The 21,839-nt window shown below is 38.6% G+C and carries 19 protein-coding genes and 2 riboswitches; of the genes, 16 read left to right on the forward strand and 3 right to left on the reverse strand.

Going from position 1 to position 21,839, the window contains the following annotated elements:
* Window positions 1–99 precede the first annotated feature (99 nt).
* The 6 genes from B7E07_RS11430 (at window position 100) to B7E07_RS11455 (ending at window position 8,765) form a co-directional block, all read left to right on the forward strand.
* Window positions 100–1,128, forward strand: coding sequence for a Delta(5) desaturase DesA (locus tag B7E07_RS11430; protein WP_080849172.1), 1,029 nt, complete (start codon window positions 100–102; stop codon window positions 1,126–1,128).
* A gap of 166 nt (window positions 1,129–1,294) precedes the next feature.
* On the forward strand, window positions 1,295–2,434 hold the full coding sequence (locus B7E07_RS11435; protein WP_080845989.1) for a sensor histidine kinase: 1,140 nt from the start codon (window positions 1,295–1,297) through the stop codon (window positions 2,432–2,434).
* Window positions 2,431–3,030: a response regulator transcription factor gene (locus tag B7E07_RS11440; RefSeq protein WP_080845990.1), complete on the forward strand. Its 600-nt coding sequence runs from the start codon at window positions 2,431–2,433 to the stop codon at window positions 3,028–3,030. The genes B7E07_RS11435 and B7E07_RS11440 overlap by 4 nt, the downstream gene beginning before the upstream one ends.
* Window positions 3,031–3,413: 383 nt before the next feature.
* A complete protein-coding gene (locus B7E07_RS11445; RefSeq protein WP_080845991.1) occupies window positions 3,414–4,520 on the forward strand; it encodes a branched-chain amino acid aminotransferase in 1,107 nt (368 codons plus the stop codon).
* Between the two features lie 787 nt (window positions 4,521–5,307).
* A complete protein-coding gene (locus B7E07_RS11450; RefSeq protein ID WP_080845992.1) occupies window positions 5,308–6,915 on the forward strand; it encodes an aminotransferase class V-fold PLP-dependent enzyme in 1,608 nt (535 codons plus the stop codon).
* Window positions 6,912–8,765 carry an LTA synthase family protein gene (locus B7E07_RS11455; RefSeq protein ID WP_080845993.1) on the forward strand — a complete coding sequence of 618 codons (1,854 nt, stop codon included), beginning with the start codon at window positions 6,912–6,914 and terminating at the stop codon, window positions 8,763–8,765. The genes B7E07_RS11450 and B7E07_RS11455 overlap by 4 nt, the downstream gene beginning before the upstream one ends.
* Before the next feature lie 331 nt (window positions 8,766–9,096).
* Here the strand turns inward: B7E07_RS11455 and B7E07_RS11460 are convergent, their stop codons facing one another.
* On the reverse strand, window positions 9,097–9,597 hold the full coding sequence (locus B7E07_RS11460; protein ID WP_080845994.1) for a shikimate kinase: 501 nt from the start codon (window positions 9,595–9,597) through the stop codon (window positions 9,097–9,099).
* 209 nt (window positions 9,598–9,806) lie between these two features.
* Between B7E07_RS11460 and B7E07_RS11465 the strand changes: the two genes are divergently transcribed.
* From B7E07_RS11465 to B7E07_RS11505, 9 genes are all read left to right on the forward strand, one after another.
* Entirely contained in the window at window positions 9,807–10,748 is a 942-nt protein-coding gene (locus tag B7E07_RS11465; RefSeq protein ID WP_257391437.1) for a CBASS cGAMP-activated phospholipase, read from the forward strand.
* A gap of 50 nt (window positions 10,749–10,798) precedes the next feature.
* Window positions 10,799–10,905, forward strand: a riboswitch (TPP riboswitch).
* Between the two features lie 52 nt (window positions 10,906–10,957).
* Window positions 10,958–11,046, forward strand: a riboswitch (TPP riboswitch).
* 146 nt (window positions 11,047–11,192) lie between these two features.
* Window positions 11,193–11,687, forward strand: a complete 495-nt coding sequence (thiW, locus tag B7E07_RS11470; RefSeq protein ID WP_080845995.1) for an energy coupling factor transporter S component ThiW — start codon at window positions 11,193–11,195, stop codon at window positions 11,685–11,687.
* Window positions 11,684–12,511: a bifunctional hydroxymethylpyrimidine kinase/phosphomethylpyrimidine kinase gene (gene thiD, locus B7E07_RS11475; RefSeq protein WP_080845996.1), complete on the forward strand. Its 828-nt coding sequence runs from the start codon at window positions 11,684–11,686 to the stop codon at window positions 12,509–12,511. The genes thiW and thiD overlap by 4 nt, the downstream gene beginning before the upstream one ends.
* Window positions 12,499–13,302, forward strand: coding sequence for a hydroxyethylthiazole kinase (gene thiM / locus B7E07_RS11480; protein WP_080845997.1), 804 nt, complete (start codon window positions 12,499–12,501; stop codon window positions 13,300–13,302). The genes thiD and thiM overlap by 13 nt, the downstream gene beginning before the upstream one ends.
* Window positions 13,275–13,943 carry a thiamine phosphate synthase gene (gene thiE, locus B7E07_RS11485; RefSeq protein ID WP_257391438.1) on the forward strand — a complete coding sequence of 223 codons (669 nt, stop codon included), beginning with the start codon at window positions 13,275–13,277 and terminating at the stop codon, window positions 13,941–13,943. Before thiM ends, thiE begins: the two co-directional genes overlap by 28 nt.
* Window positions 13,944–14,051: 108 nt before the next feature.
* Entirely contained in the window at window positions 14,052–14,579 is a 528-nt protein-coding gene (locus tag B7E07_RS11490; protein WP_080845999.1) for a type 1 glutamine amidotransferase domain-containing protein, read from the forward strand.
* Window positions 14,580–14,853: 274 nt separating this feature from the next.
* Window positions 14,854–15,546 (forward strand): response regulator transcription factor, encoded by a 693-nt coding sequence (locus B7E07_RS11495; protein ID WP_080846000.1) that lies wholly within the window; start codon window positions 14,854–14,856, stop codon window positions 15,544–15,546.
* Window positions 15,524–17,764, forward strand: coding sequence for a sensor histidine kinase (locus B7E07_RS11500; protein ID WP_080846001.1), 2,241 nt, complete (start codon window positions 15,524–15,526; stop codon window positions 17,762–17,764). The genes B7E07_RS11495 and B7E07_RS11500 overlap by 23 nt, the downstream gene beginning before the upstream one ends.
* A gap of 16 nt (window positions 17,765–17,780) precedes the next feature.
* Window positions 17,781–18,296 carry an RNA polymerase sigma factor gene (locus B7E07_RS11505; RefSeq protein ID WP_080846002.1) on the forward strand — a complete coding sequence of 172 codons (516 nt, stop codon included), beginning with the start codon at window positions 17,781–17,783 and terminating at the stop codon, window positions 18,294–18,296.
* Between the two features lie 65 nt (window positions 18,297–18,361).
* Here the strand turns inward: B7E07_RS11505 and B7E07_RS11510 are convergent, their stop codons facing one another.
* Window positions 18,362–18,682 (reverse strand): winged helix-turn-helix transcriptional regulator, encoded by a 321-nt coding sequence (locus tag B7E07_RS11510; RefSeq protein ID WP_080849174.1) that lies wholly within the window; start codon window positions 18,680–18,682, stop codon window positions 18,362–18,364.
* Window positions 18,683–18,874: 192 nt separating this feature from the next.
* Here B7E07_RS11510 and B7E07_RS11515 point away from each other — a divergent pair, with 192 nt between their 5' ends.
* The gene (locus B7E07_RS11515; RefSeq protein ID WP_080846003.1) at window positions 18,875–19,417 is read left to right on the forward strand and encodes an NADPH-dependent FMN reductase; all 543 of its coding nucleotides are present in this window, start codon (window positions 18,875–18,877) and stop codon (window positions 19,415–19,417) included.
* 399 nt (window positions 19,418–19,816) lie between these two features.
* On the opposite strand, the gene B7E07_RS11520 is transcribed toward B7E07_RS11515, so the two are convergent.
* The gene (locus B7E07_RS11520; RefSeq protein ID WP_080849175.1) at window positions 19,817–21,586 is read right to left on the reverse strand and encodes a cation:proton antiporter; all 1,770 of its coding nucleotides are present in this window, start codon (window positions 21,584–21,586) and stop codon (window positions 19,817–19,819) included.
* Between the last annotated feature and the right edge of the window lie 253 nt (window positions 21,587–21,839).

The raw sequence follows: 21,839 nt of genomic DNA on the forward strand, positions 1-21,839 counted from the left end.
CATGACATTTATCATGTTTTGTGCATGACAGCTATGTCTTTTCGGATTGATATCGTTTTCTTAAAATAGAGGTATAAGCCCATGAAAGGAAATGAATTCATGACAAAACAGCTCCTCACTAGCTTAAAAAAAGAAATGGCGCCATTTGAGAAGGCGAATAGAAATGCAAGCATAAGACAATTACTTAACACCCTAATTCCTTTTTTCGCTTTATGGTATGGAGCCTATTTAAGTTTAGAGGTATCATATCTGCTAACCTTGGCTCTATCTGTCATTGCATCAGGTTTTCTAGTCCGGATTTTCATCATCTTTCATGACTGCTGCCACAATTCGTTCTTTAAGAACAAAAAAGCAAATAAAATTATTGGCACCATTACAGGTGTAATAACACTATTTCCGTTTAGCCAGTGGCAGCGTGATCATTCTATCCACCATGCGACAAGCAGTAACCTTGATAAGCGCGGAACCGGAGATATCTGGGTTTTGACGGTACAGGAATATATCGATGCTCCGTTTTGGACAAAGGTTGGATATAGACTTTATCGCAATCCGATCATCATGTTTGGGTTAGGACCTATCTATCAATTTTTAATTGTAAATCGCTTTAACCGCAAGGATGCAAAATGGAAAGAGCGTCTGAACACATATATTACGAACGTTTCAATTGTTGCGCTTTATAGTGGCATGTGCTGGCTAATTGGCTGGGAAGCATTTCTTCTCGTTCAGCTTCCGATCTTCCTTCTATCAGGATCTGCCGGGATCTGGCTGTTTTATATTCAGCATACATTTGAACAATCATATTTTGAAGTGGATTCCGAGTGGGAGTATGTGAAGGCGGCAGTTGAAGGAAGTTCTTATTATAAACTTCCGAAAATCCTGCAATGGCTGACTGGAAACATTGGTTTCCACCATGTGCACCATCTAAGCCCTAGAGTGCCCAACTATCTTTTAGAAGAGGCGCATAATGAATCAGAAGCACTACAGCATGCTCCAACAATTACGATCGCCAAAAGCCTGGAATCTCTTCGTTTTAAATTATGGGATGAAGAAAATAAAAATTTTGTTGGATATAAAGCGGTGAAAACATTTATTCAAAAAAGCAATAACGTTGTAACAGATAAGGCATAAAAGTAAAAACTCCTTTGTTTTATGCAAAGGAGTTCTATTTTATCCATTAAAGCAGTGCAGCAGCACTTTTGGCATCATGTCTAAAAGCAGTTGCTGCCAGCTGTTAAGCTTCTCTATTTTCCGCGTGCAGGAATGAAAGACAGACATAAGTAAATTGAGGGATATTATGGCTAAAAAGTATATCGCATTTTTAAAAAATCCAGGAATCTCTCCATACATTTGGATTCTATTAAGCATTCTGCCTTTTTATTTTATTTTTCAGTCTTCTTCTACTATTGAAATTGCTGTTGGAATACTATTAACTATTACTTTCTTTATTGCTTACCGATTTGCTTTTATTTCTGACAGATGGCCAGTGTATTTATGGTCTGCCATATTGATTGCCATCTCCATGACCATGGCCATTTTGTTCTATTACATCTATTTTGCTATCTTTATTGCAAACTATAATGGCAATATAAAAAACAAGGTTGCGTTTTATACGATCTATGTGGCACATCTGGTTGTAACGACTGCAGCGATCAATTTTAATATTGTAATAGGTGAGCAGCTCTTCCTAACTCAGCTCCCTTTTATTATCATTATTTGGATCAGTGTCATTCTGCTGCCATTTACCATTTCCAATAAGCATAAACAAGAAAAGCTTGAACGAGAGCTTGCTTATGCGAATAAAAGAATTGCTGATTTGGTTAAACAGGAAGAGCGGCAGCGCATTGCACGTGATTTGCATGATACTCTCGGGCAAAAGCTGTCTCTAATTGGATTAAAGAGCGATTTAGCTCGAAGGCTTATTTATAAAAATCCAGAACAGGCGCGTGATGAACTAAAAGATGTACAGCAAACAGCCAGAACCGCCTTAAATGAAGTGAGAAAAATGGTTTCACAGATGCGGGGCATTCGGTTGAAAGATGAACTGGTCAGTGTGAAACAATTGCTAAAAGCAGCAGAGATTGAATATATTGGAAGTGACATGATCAAGCTTGTCAATGTTTCGCTGTTTATTGAAAATATATTAAGCATGTGTTTAAAGGAATCCGTCACAAATGTTGTTAAACATAGTGGTGCAAGCTATTGTAAAATACAGTTCATCCAAACAGAAAAAGAAATAAAAATTATCGTCGAAGATAATGGGGTCGGTTTTGATCCTGCTGAACATGAAACTAAAGGCAATGGCTTGATTGGCATGAAAGAAAGGCTTGATTTTGTTAACGGTACGCTTGATATCCATTCTGATGCTGGCACAATGGTGACCATGAGTGTACCAACCGTTATACGGGCAGTTGAACAGGAGGGTAAGGACATATGATAAGCATTGTCATTGCAGAAGATCAGCGCATGATGCTCGGTGCGTTAGGCTCGCTGTTAAGTTTAGAGGAAGATATGGAAGTGGTTGGCAAGGCAAACAATGGTGCTGAAGCAGTCTCCCTCGTTCATAAACTGAAACCAGATGTGTGCATTATGGATATAGAAATGCCAGAAAAGAATGGTCTGGAGGCAGCAGAAGAGCTTAAAGAATTGAATTGTAAGGTAATCATTTTAACTACCTTCGCTCGAACTGGCTATTTCCAGAGAGCATTGAAAGCTGGTGTTGGCGGCTATTTATTGAAAGATAGTCCCAGTGAAGAACTGGCAGACTCGATTCGCAGTGTCATGGCCGGCAAGCGATTATATGCTCCAGAACTCATGGAAGATCTTTATAGCGAAGAAAACCCGCTGACTGACCGGGAAAAAGATGTTTTGGAACTGATCGCAGAAGGAAAAAACACAAAAGAGATTGCCAGCAATCTGAATATCAAAACCGGCACAGTCAGAAACTATATTTCTGCCATTATGGAAAAGCTGGAAGTCACCAACCGAATTGAGGCAATCACTCAATCAAAGAAAAAAGGCTGGTTTAAATAGTTTCATATTCAGGAACAGAGTCAGCAGGCTCTGTTTTTAGTTTTTTTTTTTAGAAAAGTTGCTAGGAGCCTTCTGGAGCAGAAAGCAACTTCTCTCTTTAAATTCATAGCAACAATCTTTGATTTTTTATACTTTCTATTATTGAGTCTAAGAAAGAATACCTTGAAGTGGAAATTGGACTCCTTATGAATAGAGCAGTGTTTACAGGATCATCCTGTAAAAAAGAACAAGAAATAATCTAAATACCTTGTTGACTTTTGCAAAAAGTAGGTTCATAATATTTTAAAAAATCAATATGCTTTATTTATGAACTGCTTTTATGTGTTAAAGTGAAATTGAGTTGTTTGAAACCATTATTTCTAAAACAGGGAGACTGAGTGCTGATGAATGACTATGATCAAATCAAGGTGCAATTAACATCAAAAGGGAAAGAGAAACCGCCATTTGATAAGCTGCAATTTGGAAGGAATTTTACAGACCACATGTTTGTAATGGATTATAAGGAAGGCCTTGGCTGGCATGATGCTCGAATTATTCCTTATCAGCCCCTGCAGCTCGATCCATCAGCAATGGTTTTCCACTATGGGCAAAGTGTATTTGAAGGTTTAAAAGCGTATTTAGGTGCAGATGGAGATGTTTTACTATTTAGACCATCTGATAATATGAAAAGGCTGAATCGTTCGAATAACCGGCTTTGTATTCCGCAGATTGATGAAGAATTTGCAGTCGAAGCATTAAAGAAGTTAATTCAGATCGATCGAGAGTGGGTTCCCAACGGAGAAGGAACATCTTTGTATATACGGCCATTCATTATTTCAACAGAACCTTTTCTTGGAGTCGCCCCTTCAAAAGCATATCAATTCTATATCATTATGTCTCCGGTTGGCGCGTATTATAAAGAAGGAATTAATCCAGTTAAAATAGCTGTACAAAGTGAATTTGTTCGTGCTGTTAAGGGTGGAACGGGCAATGCAAAAACAGGAGGCAATTATGCAGCTAGCTTAAAAGCGCAGGAATCTGCAGAAGCAGTAGGTTATTCACAGGTTTTGTGGCTTGACGGCAAAGAACATAAATACATCGAAGAAGTAGGCAGCATGAACATATTTTTTAAAATTGACGGTGAAATCGTAACTCCTGAATTAAATGGAAGCATCTTAGAAGGCATAACAAGGAATTCGGTTATTCAGCTTATAAAGCACTGGAATTTACCGCTGATTGAAAGAAAAGTGTCTATCGATGAAATTTTCCAGGCCCATAAGGATGGCAAACTTGAAGAAGCATTTGGAACCGGAACAGCAGCGGTCATTTCCCCGATTGGTGAGTTTTTCTGGCAAGATGAGAAAATTGTCATCAATGACCATAAAACAGGAAAAATTGCTAAGCAATTATATGAGACATTAACAGGAATTCAAAAAGGAATTGTCCCTGATCCGTTTGATTGGTCCATTCCTGCATATAAATCGCCTAATACAGTTTCAGCCGTGAACTAATAATAGTAAGAATGAGACTTAAATGTTTCAATCAACAATAAAGGAGGCTGGGACATAAGTATATTTAACACACTCATAGAACCGAATGGTTAGGTAGTCATCTTACTAATCATTCGGTTTTTTATGATTAGAAAATATATTTTATTAACATGAGTGAAATGGAGCGGAGGCCCCTCGACTCCTGTGGGCAATAGAGGAAAGGGGGAGACCCCGCAGAAGCTTTGCTTCGAGGAGGCACAGCTTGTGATCCCACGAAAAAACAGGGGCCGCAGCGCAGGTGGAACGGACTTGGTTAAATTGAATATTCGTGTCTTAGAAAGGTTAATTTCGTTTTATCCCAGCCTCTTTTTTATTTGTTCTTAACATTTAATATTTCTAAACATGAGAGAAAGGCATCGGAGGATTTTTCTTTATAATACAGCGTTTTATGTTCATTTTTTCACAAATAGATTAAAGCTAAATTTGTGAAAAAAAGTGTATTTTGAAACTTTTACAGTCTTCTGTTCGTTTATTATAATAAGAAAGAATAAATCTTTAGGAAAGCGCTCTAAGAAGCCAAATGCAAAAAGAGAGCGGTTACGGAGACTTGTTTTACAAAAATTGCTATTATTTTTATATAATAGTATATTCATATATATGAAAAAGGGATATAAGTGAATTTCATATATTTAAAAAGGGTATAGAAAGGGAAAGATTACGGATTCAGAAGAATATCCAAGCAGAAAATCATATGTGTAACTATTTGTAATTATAAACAGCTTTTAGCATCATACATAGGAGGATAATCATGAAAGACATCTCACTCATTTATAAGGTAGCTGCAGATGAAGATGAATACAAACAAATATATGAGCTGAATTATCAAACATTTGTTGAAGAAATTCCGCAGCACCAAACAAATACAGAAAAGAAACTGATTGACCAATTTGATGATGAAAATACATATATTATTGCAAAAGACGGAACAGAAGTAGTAGGCATGATTGCTGTGCGTGCAAATCGTCCTTTCTCACTTGATCGAAAGCTTGATAATGTCGATTCATACTTGCCAAAAGGAGCAAGGCCATGCGAAATCAGATTGCTTTCTGTTAAAGAAAAATATCGAAGTACGTTTGTATTTTTTCAGCTTTGTGAAATGCTAGTAAGCTATTGTCTAGAAAAAGACTATAATCTTGCCCTTATTTCAGGAACACTGAGACAAACAAAGCTCTATAAACGCATCGGATTTACAAACTTCGGCCCAGAGGTTGGGAAGGAGGATGCACGCTTTCAGCCGATGTATTTGACAAAAGAGCGTTTTGAGCAGAATACACGTGCTTTCAAGGAGCTGATGCGAAAGAAAACGGCAGAAGCTTATTCCTTTTTGCCTGGGCCGGTGCCAATGGATGAGGAGGTAACTGCAAGTTTATCTAGAAGTCCACTTTCTCACCGGGATTCTGAATTTACCACGGCCATTCGGAATGTCAGCACAATGATCTGTGAATTAACCCATGCACAATATGCAGAGGTAGTGCTTGGCACAGGGACTCTTGCAAATGATATCATTGCGGCACAGCTGTCCAGAATGCCTGGAACAGGTTTGGTGTTAGCCAATGGAGAGTTCGGCTATCGGTTGATTGATCATGCGAGCAGGATGGGGCTTCACTTTGAAACCATTCAGAAAGATTGGAACATCCGGATCCATCACACTGAGATAGAAGCTAAGCTGCAAGAAAATCCTTCCATCAGCTGGGTATGGACCGTGCATTGTGAAACCTCGACAGGTTATTTATATGATATCGATAGAATCCAGGATATATGCAGGCAGTTTGGGGCAGAGCTTTGTGTTGACAGCTGCAGCAGTGTTGGAACAATTCCTGTAAATTTAAAAGATATTTACCTTGCGACTGCTGTGAGCGGAAAGGGATTAGGAGCTTATCCTGGCTTAGGAATCATTTTACATAGAGAAAAAATTCGACCAGATGTGAGCATTCCCCGCTATTTAGACTTAGGATTATATGCGCTTTCTGATCGTGTGCCTTTCACGCATTCTTCCAATTTATTATTCGCACTTGAAACAGCGCTGAACAAACATGCAGGTTTTGATAACACAATGCTTGGTATAGAAATAAAAAACAAACTCATAAAATCTGGGTTTTTTGTATTGGGAACTGAAGAGTATTCTCCGCATGTTATAACGATTCAGCTGCCAAAGGATGTTTCGTCACAGCAATTTGGGGATCGATTAAAAAAGAAATTAATTTATCTAAGTTATGAAAGCAAATACTTGCTTGATAGAAACTGGATTCAAGTAGCTATCATGGGGAAACATAGCCGTATTCCTGCTTTAAGAGCAATTAAATCAATGATCCAGGAGTATTCTGCCATCACCCAGGTAAGGCATGAGATCGGATGAAGAAAAGAAAGAAGATTTATACAAGCATGAATCCCCAAAAATTAGTCATCATTGCAGCTATTATTTTATGGCTTAAAACCGTTATTGTATCACTAATAGGTTTTAGTTTTCATATTCAGTCAGCAGCAGATATTCTCTTAATTTTGCTTAATCCGATTGGATCCCTGTGTTTGATTTTGTCAGCTTGTTTTCTTTTTAGAAAAAGATTTAATAAGACGATTTTTATTTTGATAAACGTGCTAATTACTGGTCTATTATACGCTGATTTGCTGTATTACCGCTTTTACACTGATTTTGTAACCGTACCAATTTTATTTCAGTTCAAGAATGTTGGGGGGCTTGGCCCAAGTACGCTTGAATTGATGAGCTTTTGGGATCTGCTTTTATTCGCTGATCTTTTCGTCATCATTTTGCTGGCGTTAAAAGGTAATAAAACAGTTTCTATTCAGAAATCCTTTATGAAGAAATTTGTACTTACAGGAATTGGCTTATTTGTTATAACTGCTGGTCTAGCTCTTTTAAAATCACCATATCTTTTTTCGACAGCTTATGACCGTGAACAGATGGTAAAATCCATTGGACCCTTTAATTATCATTTATTTGATATTTCTTATGCAGCTTTTTCACCGTTAAAAAAAGTTCTTGCTACGGAAACAGATACCATTGCTGCTGTTTCTTATACGGAAGCAAAAGAGGATAAAGAAACCACCGCCGAAGGCATAGCAAAAGGAAAAAATGTTGTATTGATCAGCATGGAATCAACACAGAATTTTGTCATTAACCAAAAAGTAAATGGAGAAGAAATAACTCCATTTTTAAATAATCTTATTGAAAATAGCTATTACTTCAATTCTATTTATGATCAGACGGCACAAGGTAAAACATCTGATTCGGAATTTATGATTGATACGTCATTGTATCCTTTACCGAGCGGCTCCGTTTTTGTCAGGAAGCCATCCAATGTCTTTAATGCACTTCCAAAGATTTTAAAAGAAAACGGACACTATTATAGCGCCGTTTTACACGGAAATGATGCCACTTTCTGGAACCGTGAAAATATGTATGCGGAGCTCGGCTATGATCGCTTTTTTTCAAAAGCGGATTATGAAGTGAATGAGGAGAATTCAGTTAATTATGGATTGAAGGATATTCCTTTTTTTGAGCAAAGTGCAGATTATATTGCCGAGCTGCCGCAGCCTTTTTATACAAGATTTATTACATTAACCAATCATTTTCCGTTTTTGCTTGATGAAGAAGATCAATATATAGCGGAAGCGGCTACAACACAAGATGTTGTCAATCGCTATGTGACAACGGTGCGCTATCAGGATGAAGCAATCAAGGTGCTATTCGATCGATTCAAAGAAATGGGATTATATGAAAATACGGTGTTTGTGTTATATGGGGATCACTACGGTATTTCAGAAAAATATGAAGATGGCTTATTAGAATTGCTGAATTTAGAGCCTTCTCCAGTAAACCATGTTGAGCTTCAGAAAGTACCGGTCATTATACATGTTCCTGGTCAGGAAGGAGAGGTATTTTCAAATATAGGCGGGGAGGTTGATATCCGTCCAACACTCCTGTCATTATTAGGCATTACCAATGTTGATACTCCTTCGTTTGGACATAATTTGATGAGTCGTGACCCTGATCAGCCTGTTATTTTTCGAGACGGCTCCTTTGTAACTGAGAAATTTATTTATATTAACAATGTCTGCTATGAGAAGGATAGCGGAAATGAAGCTAAGGAAGGCACATGTGAACCTTATTTAGAAAAAGTAAGAGATGAACTGAATATGTCAGATGAAATATTAAACGGAGACTTATTGAGGTTTTTGGATCTGTAATAGTACATGGATGATGTGGCCTTAAGTCTTCAAACTAGTGATAAATCCGAAAGATTAGAGCATGCATAATATAATCTAATCTTTCGGTTTTTTTATTGTTGCTTTTATAATTCATTTTTTTGACTGATATGGGGCGGATGGCCCTCGACCTCTTCGGGGCGCAGAAGGAAAGGGTGAGCCCCGGCAGGAGCTTTTGCAGCGTTGAGGCTCAGCCTATGATCCCTTAAGAAAAAGGTCCGCGGCGCAGGTGGAATGGGCTTATTGTTATAAATATACCGAAACGATGATAATTTGTATTCTTTTGTTCCGTTCCTTTTTAACATCAAGATGATTATAGATATGTAAGAATTTCATGCGCTATTTGTTCCGCTGACTTGTCAGCGTTAATACTATAATGATGTGTTTGATATATGGTTTGCCGTTCTGCAAAGATCCGGTGAATTTCACCTTCTGTTTTTCCTTGCAGCAGCGGTCTTGTAGGCACTAAGGAATCCAGTCTTTGCTTCCAAATGTCCCACGAAACGGAGAGGAAAAAGACTGTCCCATTGTTCATGCAGATATTCCGGATCTCCTCCTGAAGAAAGGCACCGCCACCAAGAGAAATCACCTGTGTTTCTGTATTTTCACAAATCCTTTTAACCTGATCCAGCTCCATTTTGCGGAATTCACTTTCCCCGTATTTTTCAAAAATCTCAGTCGTTTTCAATGAATAAGCTTGTTCAATTTGTTCATCTAAATCAATGAACGGTGCGTTTAACTCCCTCGCTATGATTTGACCAACTGTTGTTTTGCCCGATCCCATAAAACCTGTCAAAAAAATTTTCGTATGCATCTTGAGCGTTTGATCCCCATTTCTTTACATAATAAGAGAATTATAATATAGAAATAAATTACTGTAAAAATGAAAACCGCAATAATTCTGTCCAGTTAAAAATGATTCCCTTTTAACAAAATTGCACATGAAACATAGTTCGTCTTCGTATGCTGACTTTATTTTAACAAACAATTGTCTGTATAGCTGGCATTATACAGGGAAACATTATGGGAAACAGACAAATAGGTGAGTATGTGAAAATATTATCCATTGATGGCGGCGGAATACGGGGTATTCTGGCGATTACGGTCTTAAAAAACATTGAAAAACAATATAAATGTAAAATAGCTGATCTATTTGACGTACTGGCAGGAACGAGCACGGGTGCCATTATTGCGGCAGCAGCAGCGATAGGAAAAGAAATGGAAGACATTTACGATAGTTATTACAAGCATGGTGAAAAAATATTTGAAAGAAATGCGAAAGTAGGTTTTTTTAAAAGTATTTATACTAACCATCATTTGCGAAATTATTTACAAGATGCATATGGTGAAATTTTGCTGTCTGAAGTGAAAAAACCTTTACTATTGCCAGCGGTAGATATAAATAAAGGAAAGCCATATGTACATCGATCTCATGTACGGAGCGAGGGAGAGAAGAAGGAAAGCGTTAAACTGTGGGATGCTGTGCTTTCATCCTGTTCTGCTCCTGTTTATTTTCCTCCAAATGAAATGCAAAATAAACATTTGGCAATTGATGGCGGGTTATGGGCAAATAATCCTTCGTTAGTGACCATTACAGAGGCACTGAGTTTTTTTCATCAGAATCTTGAAGATATTCAAGTCCTATCCATTGGAACGGGCTTGCAATCCATTTCCTTTCAAGATCAGGAAGGCAGAGAATGGGGGGCTCAAAGCTGGCTGCCCTTCCAATTTCCATCAATGAGAATCACACCAAAACTGCTTGATCTTGCTCTGCATATTTCTTCAGAAGCAATTTCATATCATTGCCGCCATTTGCTTCACGATCATTATTTACGGCTGAATGCCGAATTGCAGAAGGAAATGCCTTTTGATGATGTAACATTCTTACAGGAACTGACTGTAATGGGGGAGAAACTTTATGAAGAACAAAAAAAGGATATTGAGCATTTTTTTGAAAAAGTATAACGTTTGCAAAATGGTGTAAAGATGATATGATAGTGTTGAAAAATGAATACTTCAAACACTAGGGGTGTCTTTATTAGACTGAGATGGCTGCAGCAGCGCCAAACCCTTTGAACCTGATCCTGTTTACACTGGCGTAGGGAAGTGATATAGATTGAACTTTAATTCTATACATATTCGCCACGCGTGTTTCCACGGGTGGTTTTTGTTTTGAATTCTGCTGGGGGCGCCTTTGGGCTGAGATGTACTCTTTGAACCTGATCTAGTTAGAACTAGCGTAGGGAAGCAGTTAACATTGGCACAGATTGTGCTAAAGGTTAACCGCTTCTGCTTTAGAAGCGGTTTTTTATTTGGCTTTTTACCCATTTTCAGTGACAAAGGAGAGAATACGAGAATTAAATTGTGTAAGTTTTACAACCAAACATATTAAAGGGGGAAATATTAATTATGAACAGAACAAAGAAACTAACCATTACGGCTTTTATTGCAGCCATTACAACGGTTTCCAGCAGTCTCATTTACATACCGGTTGGATTTGCAAAAATCTTCCCTATTCAGCATTTTGCAAATGTATTGTCAGCTGTTTTGCTGGGACCTTGGTACGCAGTCATTCAAGCCTTCCTTTCATCGACATTAAGAAATATGCTCGGCACAGGCAGTATTTTTGCTTATCCGGGCAGTATGATTGGTGCTTTTTTAGCGGCCGTATTATACTCGAAAACTCGTAAACTAAGCTTTGCTGCCTTTGGGGAAGTTGTTGGAACAGGAATTTTAGGAGCGATGGCGACTTATCCAATCGCTGTTTTATTTCTTGGACAGGAAGCAACACTATTTGGATTTGTGCCTGCATTTATCTTTAGCAGCTTTACAGGTGCTTTGATGGGTTACGGATTATTAAAAGTGATGGTGAAAAATAAAGCTTTAGGAGGCATTTTACAATGAAGACAGCATTGACGATTGCAGGTTCTGATTCAGGCGGAGGCGCAGGCATTCAAGCAGATTTAAAATCATTTGCGGCAAATGGTGTTTTTGGGATGTCGGTCATCACGGCCATTACTGCACAAAATACACAAGAAGTACGGTCTGTACAGGATATTGATCCAGACATTATTCAAGACCAAATAGAAGCAGTGTTTGATGATATCAGTGTGGATGCGGTGAAAATTGGCATGCTTTCATCTACAGCCACCATTAAAATAGTAGCAGAAGGATTGCAACAATATGCTCCAGCTCATATCGTTCTGGATCCTGTAATGGTCTCAAAAGGCGGTCACCATCTGCTGAGAGAAGAAGCGGTTGAGGGTTTAATACAATACATGCTGCCACAAGCAACATTGATTACGCCAAATATTCCAGAAGCTGAGGTCATTCTTGGTTTTCAGATCACAAGCAAGGATCTGATGGAAAAAGCATGTGTTGAAATTACAGCGCTGGGAGCTAAATCCGTTTTGTTAAAAGGCGGACATATGCAAGGAGATCCAGATGACTTATTTTATGATGGAACCGATTTTCATTGGATAAATGGTAAAAGAATTGATACAAAAAATACACATGGAACAGGCTGTACTCTTTCTTCAGCTATTGCAGCAAACCTTGCTCGGGGACTGGATATGCTTGAAGCGGTGAAAAGAGGCAAATCATATATTCATACGGCGATCCAGCATAGCCTCGATATTGGAAATGGACATGGGCCTACCCACCATTTTTATGATTTATATAGGAAAGCAAATATGTACCAGGAGGAAGAGAAACAATGGAGCAAATAAATGTCAGTTCAATTTTCAAACTCTTAGAAACAGGCAAACCATTAATCCATCAAATTACGAATAATGTTACGATCAATGATTGTGCAAATGCTACATTGGCTATTGGTGCTTCTCCTGTTATGGCGACTAGCTTAGAGGAAGTGGAAGCGATGGCTGGACTTGCAGATGGACTAGTCATTAATTTTGGCACGATTACCTCTTCTATGTATGAATCAATGGTACGTGCAGGAAAAGCAGCAAATAGAAAAGGAATTCCAGTCGTATTTGATCCGGTGGGGGTTGGCGCCACATCATTTAGAACACAAAGGGCGATGGATTTCTTAAAAGAAGTGAAGGTTGATATTGTCAGAGGCAATGGAACCGAGGTATTGGCTTTGATTGGAGGAAAAGCAAATACGAGAGGTGTCGATGCTGGCGAACTATCGTTAGCTTCTGCAGATTTAGCCAAGCTTGCTGCTGAAAAGTTAAATGCCATTGTCGTCATTAGCGGAAAACAGGATCATATTTCTGATGGAACAAGAGTAGCAGAAATCGACAATGGTGACATTTGGTTAACATCTGTAACAGGTACCGGATGCATGACAACCGCTTTAATTGCTTCTTGTGCAGGAGTTACAAAAGATTATTTTTCTGCGGCGGTTGTTGGTATGGGTGTTATGAGTCTGGCTGGCGAGCGTGCTAAGGGAAGAATGAAAGAAGGAGAAGGGATCGGTACCTTTAAAGTAAAATTAATGGATGAAATTTTTCTGATGGATGATAGTGTTTGGGAGAGAGAGGTTCAATTACGATGAGGGTAGACTACAGCGTTTATTTGGTGACGGAGGAATCCCGTAATCTAAAAGATTTGCTTTATATCGTTGAAGAAGCGGTTAAAGGCGGGGCAACTATTGTTCAACTGCGCGAGAAAACGAGTGAAGGAAAGCTGTTTTATGAAAAAGCCCTGTATTTGAAAAAGCTATTAGATCAATATCATGTTCCTCTCATTATAAACGATCGAGTAGATGTAGCTTTAGCTGTTCAAGCTGCAGGTGTGCATGTTGGTCAATCAGATTTGCCCTTAAGTGCTATCCGGGCAATCGTGCCAGCTTCCATGATTGTTGGGGTGTCTGTTTCCAATCCAGCAGAAGCAATGGCTGCAGAGCAAAATGGAGCTGACTATGTCGGTGTAGGGGCAGCATTCCCAACAACCTCAAAAGGAGATGCGAACCTGCTTCCGTCCGGCATGCTGGAAAAAACAGCCAAATCCGTTTCTATTCCTGCGGTGGCAATCGGCGGTATCAACCTTAGCAACATCACACAACTGTACCAAAAAAACCTTGCAGGAGCTGCAATCGTCTCAGCAATCATGAATGCACCATCTCCTCGCGAAGCAGCAGCCGGGTTTAGAGGAGCTGTTTCAGGGGAAGGTTTTAATTTGTCTTTAGAACTGTGAGAGATTAAGGATATCAAAGATTAGATTAGAGCCAGGAAAACCGTCTTCCTGGCTCTTGGTCCATTAATTCCTGTATACTAAAGATATCAATAGAAGGAGGGATACATAATGAGATTAAAGGATAAGAAAGTCATTGCACTAGTTGAGAGTGAATTTGAGGATTTAGAATTGTGGTATCCCATTTTACGGCTTCAGGAAGAGGGAGCGACGGTTGATTTAGTCGGGAAAGAGGCGAACAAACAATATATCGGAAAATATGGTGTTCCTGCTCAATCTGCATATGCGTTTACAGAGATCAATGTGGAGGAATATGATGCGATTCTTGTTCCAGGCGGATGGGCGCCTGACAAATTAAGACGATATCCGGAAGTATTGAATATGGTGAAGCATATGGATGAAAAGAAAAAAGCAATCGGCCAAATTTGTCACGCAGGCTGGGTGCTCATTTCCGCAAATATTTTACAAGGTAAAAAAGTTACTAGTACCCCTGGCATAAAAGATGATATGACAAATGCAGGTGCTATTTGGAGTGACGAAGCTGTTGTCACAGATGGCCACATCGTGTCTAGCCGCAGACCGCCAGACCTGCCTCCGTATGTGAAGGCATTTGCGGATGTATTGGCAGAACAAAAATAATCTTAACGTTTCTTTCAATCTTATATGACTAACATGTAAGGTCTGTTCCTATTAGAGGAGCAGGCTTTTTTTGTGGGAAATGACGATAGCATTAATAGCTTTCAACCGTTTGCGCAGGTGAAATGGTGTTCTCTCAATTTACATGAAAGGCCGAGAAAATTCGTTTCATCGTTTTTTAAGAAATTCTTAAGATTTTTGCTATCCATTTGTTAAGATTTTTCTAGTAAGATAGGAATTAATAAAGTAGTGAGAAGGAAGAAGGCTGGACAGAACGATGGCAAACTATAATGTGCTAGTTGTGGATGATGAAAAGGAAATCCGTGATGCAATTGAAATTTATTTAAAAAATGAAGGCATTACGGTGGTAAAAGCAAGCGATGGAGTGGAAGCATTGGAAGTACTTCAGCACCGCGAAATACACCTCATAATCTTGGATATCATGATGCCAAGATTAGATGGAATTGGAGCAACCTATAAAATTAGAGAAGAAAAGAATATCCCGATTATTATACTAAGTGCGAAAAGTGAGGATACAGACAAAATTTTAGGACTTCAGGTAGGTGCAGATGATTATGTCACCAAGCCTTTTAATCCAATGGAGCTAGTTGCACGAGTAAAATCCCAGCTGCGCAGATATGTAACCTTTGGGAATTTTGAAGGAGCAAAAAAAGAGATTAACCTAAACGGACTGACATTAAATACAGCTGCAAAGGAAGTCTGTTTGAATGGAGAGTCCATAAAGCTGACACCAATCGAATATAAAATAACAGAGCTGCTGATCACGAATGCTGGCACCGTTTTTTCGATTAATGAAATCTATGAAAAAGTATGGAAAGAACCTTGTTATAACGCAGAAAATACGGTTGCTGTACATATACGCAAAATACGTGAAAAAATTGAAATTGATCCGAAAAATCCAAGGTATTTAAAGGTGGTGTGGGGCATTGGCTACAAAATGGAAAGGTAAGTTCCTCATCTTTATTTGCTCCATGCTGCTTGCTTATGGAACGAGCGGATTATTCACAGCCATATTGTATTCAAATGAATTCTTTCATAAAGACAATTATTTTCAGACCGATGAATTTCAAATGAATTTAGGACAGTTTGCAGCTTTACTAAATATATATGAATTAAACAATGTCACACTCGAAGAAGCAAAAGAAAATATTATGGTCTCAAAAGAAGACATTGAGGAACATCGATACAGATACGGAGAACTGCAGGAACAAATTGATAATATTATGATGCAATATGAAGAGCGGGTTCAAACGGCATTAAATTCAAATAACCAGAAGGCTGCAGATGCGTATATTGAAGAGAGAGACAATAAAATAGAAGATATCACCCAAAACTTCGAAAGCGATGAATATGTTATACCAAAGGTCAAGGCTGAAAAACAAGCAAAACTCGAAGAATTTTATCAAGAAAAAGAGCGCTTTAAAGAACATTTTACTGATTCTGCTAAAACATTTACCTATTACTTTGAAAACACGGTTACAGGAAAAACGTATACAAATTTAGAAGCTGACGCGACAGCGGATACTTATTTTACTAGTGAACATACATACTTTTTCACTGATTATACAATTGGTGATGTGATGTCAGACTTTTATATGCTGCCGCTTGGAGAGCTGCCAAGAGAGCTAGAAAAGGTTGACTACAGTGAATTCAATGGAAAAATTGCTTTAGCTCGTTCATTGCCAGAACAAAATCAATATATCTATGAAATGCATAAATTTGAAGATACGCAGAAGCTGTTTATTCTGCTGGCTGTAACGAGTCTTATTCTGCTGATCCTATCAATCGTAATAATCAGAAAATCGAAGCTTATTACCGCAGAAATTCATCAAATAAAGCACTACTACGAAAAATTACCAATCGATACTCGTGTGATCCTTTGTATTCTAGCTTTTATCGGTGCATTTATGTCACTGGATTTTATCCATCATAGTACTCGCTACCTATTAGATGATAGCTATTTTCTAAACGAATTAATTGTATCCTTCCTAGGCTATTATATTTGTTTTTCACTCGCCATTATTCAATCCGTTTTTCTATTTGGCGTGCTGACTGATCCTGCTGCAATTGCGGATGACTGGAAGAATGGAATCAGCTACCGGCTTCTTTCAGTATGCCGCAGGTGGTTCAAGAATCTTAGGGGAGACATTAAAGGTGCCTTCTTAGATCAACCGCTGGGAACACAAGTCATGCTGCTGCTCGGAAGCATTTTCTTTACTGGTCTATGTGGTTTTACGATGATGATTCATCCTCTTTTTATCGTCATATATCTTCTTCTTTTAGGAGTGGTATGCATACCAGCGATCATCTTGTTTGTGAGGAATGTGGGTACGCTTCAGCAGCTTGCCAAAAAAACAAACGAGCTGGCACAAGGAAAGCTTGGGGAAGATTTACATATTCCTGAACAAACAGATTTGGCAAACATGGCGAAGGATTTGAATGCGCTTAGACAAATTGTAAAAGCATCGCAAAAGGAACAAGCCAAAAGTGAACGGCTAAAAACAGAGCTTATTACGAATGTTTCACATGATTTAAGAACGCCTTTAACATCGATCATTAATTATACAGAACTGCTCAAGTCACAACAGCTAACAGACCAAGAGCGTGCCTCGTATCTTGACATCATTGATCAAAAATCGAATAGACTAAAAGGCTTAATTGAGGATTTATTCGAAGTCTCTAAGATGGCAAGCGGAAACGTCGAGCTATCTAAAGAAAAGGGAGATTTAGTGCAGCTGCTTCATCAGGCGATTGCCGAGTATGATACAGACATACAAAATTCGAATCTTCAGTTCAGACTGTCGATCATGGAAAGCCCCGTATTTGCTCTAGTAGACGGGCAAAAAGTCTGGCGGGTTTTCGATAATTTAATATCAAATATATTGAAATACTCTCTTGAACATTCACGCGTTTATATATCGCTTTTAGAAGAAAATGATCAGGCTAAGATTATATTTAAAAATATCTCAAAATATGAATTAAATGATGAAAGTGAAGAATTATTTGAGCGTTTTAAAAGAGGAGATACTTCACGGCATACGGAAGGTTCTGGATTAGGACTTGCCATTGCAAAATCAATCATAGATTTGCATGACGGAGAATTAGTCATTGATACAGACGGTGATTTATTTAAAGTTAGCATAGTGCTTCAAAAAGTAAATATATAAAAAAGTAGGGACCATTATGGACGAAGATTATTTCAATGAATTATATGAACGTTATTTTAATCGGCTCTATCACGTTGCCTATCGAATCACTAGAGATCAGCAGCTGGCTGAGGATGCTGTGCATGAAACATATATTAAGGCGATTAAGAATATACGATGTGTTGAAGATTCACAAAAAGTAGGGGCTTGGTTAGCTGTGATTGCTGCTAGAACTGCAATTGATATTGTCCGAAAAGAGAAAAAAGGCTTTGTGATGTCTATGGAGCATATCCAGCTCGAAGCAAGTTCGCTGCAGACAGATCAAAATGTCGAAAAGGATGTAGAGGCATCACTATTTAATCAGAATTTATATAAGGCTATTCATCAGCTGTCAGCACGTTACCAAACCATTCTGCTATTAAAGCTTCAACAAGGGTTGAAAGAACAAGAAATCGCGGATCTGCTTCGTATAAACCAGAATACCGTAAAGACACGCTTATATCGGGCCAGACAGAAGCTGAAAATTCTAGTCAGCAGGTTAGAAACAGCATAAAAAAAGAGGGAATCCCCTCTTTTTTTTGTGTTTATGTTTATCTCTTCAATTAAGAGGTAAATGGATTATGTTTCATCCGCTGAAATCCATTGCTGAGACCATTTTTCAACCTCAAGTAAGACAGGTTCTAAAGAAATGCCTTTCTCTGTTAAAGAGTACTCAATAATCACGGGGGTTTCAGGGATAACTTTTCGTTTAATAATTCCTTGCTTTTCCATTTCTTTTAAGCGTTCGGATAATACCTTCCCGCTAATGCCTACGGCTGATTGAATCGTTCCGAAACGTTTTGGCCCAGTTAAAAGCTGGTGAATCAAAAGAGCTGTCCAGCGTTGGCTGAGAATCGAAATGGCTTTTTCAAAGCGAGGACAAATGTCGTTTTCTTTCATCATTCGTTCACTCCTTATAGTATTTATTATATCATTTGTAGGAGAGAAATGAAATTACATAAGAAAACTCAGTTACTTGACAGAAATTAATTAATAAAATATACTAACTTACATAAAGTAACTAATTAGCATTTTGTATTGCATGTAGGGTAACAGAACACAGTTATGCAAGAAATAAGGGAGGCAATTAAGATGGCAAATTTAAAAATTGGAATAATATTAGGAAGTACGCGCGAAGGCCGAGTAAGTCCGCAAGTGGGAGAATGGGTAAAAGGAATTGCAGATCAGCGTCAGGATGCAAATTATGAAATCGTAGATATCGCTGATTATAACCTGCCGTTTTTAGGTACGACTAGTGAAGCAGAAGGCATTAAAAAATGGTCTGAAAAACTTACTAGCCTAGATGGATTTGTTTTTATTGTTCAAGAATACAACCACAGCATCACAGGTGCACTTAAAAATGCCTTAGACTTAGCACGCGATGAATGGTATAACAAAGCAGCTGGAATTGTAAGCTATGGCTCAACAGGAGGAGCACGTGCAGCTGAACACTTACGGGGAATTTTAGCTGAGCTTCAAATCGCTGACGTACGTACACATCCTACACTTTCCTTATTCACAGACTTTGAAAACTTCAGCGAGTTCAAACCTGCTGATCTTCATTTGGAAAATGTGAATACGATGCTCGAACAAGTGAATGCCTGGAGCAGGGCTCTGAAAACATTGCGATCTTAACCTATTTTGGTTGAGATGCAGGGAATGAGCAGCGCAAAAGAGGATGGGACAAAATAAAATTAATCTTCTAAAACACGAATATTCAATATATCTTGGTTTGGGTATTTAAACAAGTCCGTTCCACCTGCGCTGCGGACCCTGTTTTTTCGTGGGATCAAAAGTTGAGCCTCCTCGGAGCAAGCTCCTGCGGGGTCTCACCTTTTCCTCTATTGCCCACAGGAGTCAAGTGTCCTTCGCTCCATTTCACTCATGTTAATAAAATGTATTTTATAATCATAAATAAAAAACCGAATGATTAGAAAGATGACTTCCTAACCATTCGGTTCTATGGGTCTGTTAAATACTTATGTCCCAGCCTCACTTATTTCTCCAATCTTACGCGTGCTTCTCAAAAAGCAATCATTTCTCCAGTCTCAGCAGCAATACCTGATCTCCTGCTTCCAGGACCATTTTATCCTTTAATGTAACAAATGTCAGATTGCCATTTTTCCGTTTAATGCATAGAGGTATCCCGTCAAGCTGTAAATCTTTTTTTAGAACAGTTTGTTTTTCTTCCATAGTAATGGTTTGCAGCGTATAGCCGATATTTACTTTTTTATTGAGTTCGGTAAATGTCTCCTCTTCACCAAACAGCAAGTTCCCTTTAATCGCGACAGGTATTTCTTTGTGATCCGTTTGATGTCCTCCGACAGGAAGGGAAAATATATGGTTATAGCCGAATTCGGGCACATATGTTTGACAGACAAGTGCATTATACGCAGCGTCTCCCTTTAAAGCTAAGATAGAATCATACGGTGACATATCGATTTCAAACTCACTATGTTCAGACAAAATTTCTCCATGATAAGTAGGAATTCCAAGCTTTCTAGCACGAAATAATTTATCGTCAGATGTATCTGTAATAATAACGGATATCCCCATGTCTTTTAAACTCTTGGCAAAGGAAATGGAAAAACTGCTTGCGCCAACCATTATAGCGCCTGGCGAATCTGTAGTGGTCAAACCCAGTTTTCGAGCTAATGGTGCGATCGTAAATCCATGAGCACATACTGTGATAAAGACTAATGCTAATGTAAGCGGAGTTAAGATGGAAACATAGGGATAGCCGTCATTACTTAATAACTCAGCAAAATATCCAGATACAGTTAAAGCAACGATTCCTCTGGGCGCGACCCAGCCTACCAGTGTTTTTTCATGTAATGTTAGCTCCGTCCCAATGGTAGAAATCCAAATGGATAATGGCCGAACAAGGAAAAGCATACAGAAAACGAAAAGGAGGATTGGCCATGTAAATACATCCATAATGGTTTCTCTTGTTAGGGAGGCTGTCAATAAAATGAACACAGTCGAAGTAAGCATAACAGAGATGTTCTCCATAAAATGCCCAATGCTTCCAATCGAATGAACATATTTTTTGGACCTCGCTAATGTTAATCCCATAACAGTAACTGCCAGCATCCCAGTTTCATGCATAATGGCTTCACCAAATGTAAAACAAATTAATACAAAGCAAAAGATGATCGGGGATTTTAGATATTCCGGAAATAACCCCTTGCTAACTAAGAAGCTAAGGACAATTCCAATCGTGTAACCTACCGATATGGCTAAGATGGAATCTATAAAAAATGGTATGAAATCCGTGAATTGAAAAGGGTCCGAAGTTATTTTTATGATCTCATAGGCAAACAAAGCCAGCAGCGGACCAATCGGATCGACAATAATTCCTTCCCATTTTAATACAGAAGAAACACGCGGCGGCAATTTTGCTTGTCTTAGCATTGGAATAATGACTGTAGGCCCAGTTACAACAAATAATCCGCCAATGATAAAAGAAATCTCAAGACTTAGACCCGCAATAAAATGGGCCGCCAGAGAACCCCCAATCCAGGCCAAAAGAGCACCAAGGCTGACAATACGAAAAACCGATTTAGAAATTCCCTTCAGTTCACGAATATCAAGGCTTGTGCTGCCCTCGAATAAAATCAGTGCCACAGCAAGAGAAATAATAGGACTATACAGTTCCCCTAATCCTGCTTGCGGATTTACAAGACCCATGACTGGACCAATCAAAAGTCCAGCTATTGTCATGATAACTATTGACGGCCATTGGATTCGCCAGGCAAGCCACTGTGAAAATATGCCAAGCGCAATGACGATCACAATGCTCATCATCGTTAATTCGTGCTGAATAACAATCACCCTCTTCTAGAATAGAGACAGTTTATCACTCCCAAATATAAGAGTAAAGGCGACCTACTATAAGAACGTACATGAAACTTATTTCAATTCTATACGTATACATTAACAATCACTAATGAGTGGTGAGTAAGGTGAGAGATCATAAAGATGGAAGAGAGCAGAGCACAAAAGGCTGGCATAATGGCTGAAATAGGCTCTTTTATGGCAGTCCAGCCATTGGCGA

The sequence above is a fragment of the Cytobacillus gottheilii genome (assembly GCF_900166665.1).
GTDB classification, from domain to species: Bacteria; Bacillota; Bacilli; order Bacillales; family Cytobacillaceae; genus Cytobacillus; species Cytobacillus gottheilii_A.

What these genes read in the sequence shown, in the direction of transcription:
- B7E07_RS11490 (WP_080845999.1), top strand. Translation starts at nt 14,052, where the DNA reads ATGAGATTAAAGGATAAGAAAGTCATTGCACTAGTTGAGAGTGAATTT.
- B7E07_RS11450 (WP_080845992.1), top strand. Translation starts at nt 5,308, where the DNA reads ATGAAAGACATCTCACTCATTTATAAGGTAGCTGCAGATGAAGATGAA.
- B7E07_RS11495 (WP_080846000.1), top strand. Translation starts at nt 14,854, where the DNA reads ATGGCAAACTATAATGTGCTAGTTGTGGATGATGAAAAGGAAATCCGT.
- thiM (WP_080845997.1), top strand. Translation starts at nt 12,499, where the DNA reads ATGGAGCAAATAAATGTCAGTTCAATTTTCAAACTCTTAGAAACAGGC.
- B7E07_RS11430 (WP_080849172.1), top strand. Translation starts at nt 100, where the DNA reads ATGACAAAACAGCTCCTCACTAGCTTAAAAAAAGAAATGGCGCCATTT.
- thiW (WP_080845995.1), top strand. Translation starts at nt 11,193, where the DNA reads ATGAACAGAACAAAGAAACTAACCATTACGGCTTTTATTGCAGCCATT.
- B7E07_RS11445 (WP_080845991.1), top strand. Translation starts at nt 3,414, where the DNA reads ATGAATGACTATGATCAAATCAAGGTGCAATTAACATCAAAAGGGAAA.
- B7E07_RS11455 (WP_080845993.1), top strand. Translation starts at nt 6,912, where the DNA reads ATGAAGAAAAGAAAGAAGATTTATACAAGCATGAATCCCCAAAAATTA.
- B7E07_RS11465 (WP_257391437.1), top strand. Translation starts at nt 9,807, where the DNA reads ATGGGAAACAGACAAATAGGTGAGTATGTGAAAATATTATCCATTGAT.
- B7E07_RS11510 (WP_080849174.1), bottom strand. Translation starts at nt 18,682, where the DNA reads ATGAAAGAAAACGACATTTGTCCTCGCTTTGAAAAAGCCATTTCGATT.
- B7E07_RS11505 (WP_080846002.1), top strand. Translation starts at nt 17,781, where the DNA reads ATGGACGAAGATTATTTCAATGAATTATATGAACGTTATTTTAATCGG.
- B7E07_RS11460 (WP_080845994.1), bottom strand. Translation starts at nt 9,597, where the DNA reads ATGCATACGAAAATTTTTTTGACAGGTTTTATGGGATCGGGCAAAACA.
- B7E07_RS11440 (WP_080845990.1), top strand. Translation starts at nt 2,431, where the DNA reads ATGATAAGCATTGTCATTGCAGAAGATCAGCGCATGATGCTCGGTGCG.
- B7E07_RS11520 (WP_080849175.1), bottom strand. Translation starts at nt 21,586, where the DNA reads ATGAGCATTGTGATCGTCATTGCGCTTGGCATATTTTCACAGTGGCTT.
- B7E07_RS11435 (WP_080845989.1), top strand. Translation starts at nt 1,295, where the DNA reads ATGGCTAAAAAGTATATCGCATTTTTAAAAAATCCAGGAATCTCTCCA.
- thiD (WP_080845996.1), top strand. Translation starts at nt 11,684, where the DNA reads ATGAAGACAGCATTGACGATTGCAGGTTCTGATTCAGGCGGAGGCGCA.
- B7E07_RS11515 (WP_080846003.1), top strand. Translation starts at nt 18,875, where the DNA reads ATGGCAAATTTAAAAATTGGAATAATATTAGGAAGTACGCGCGAAGGC.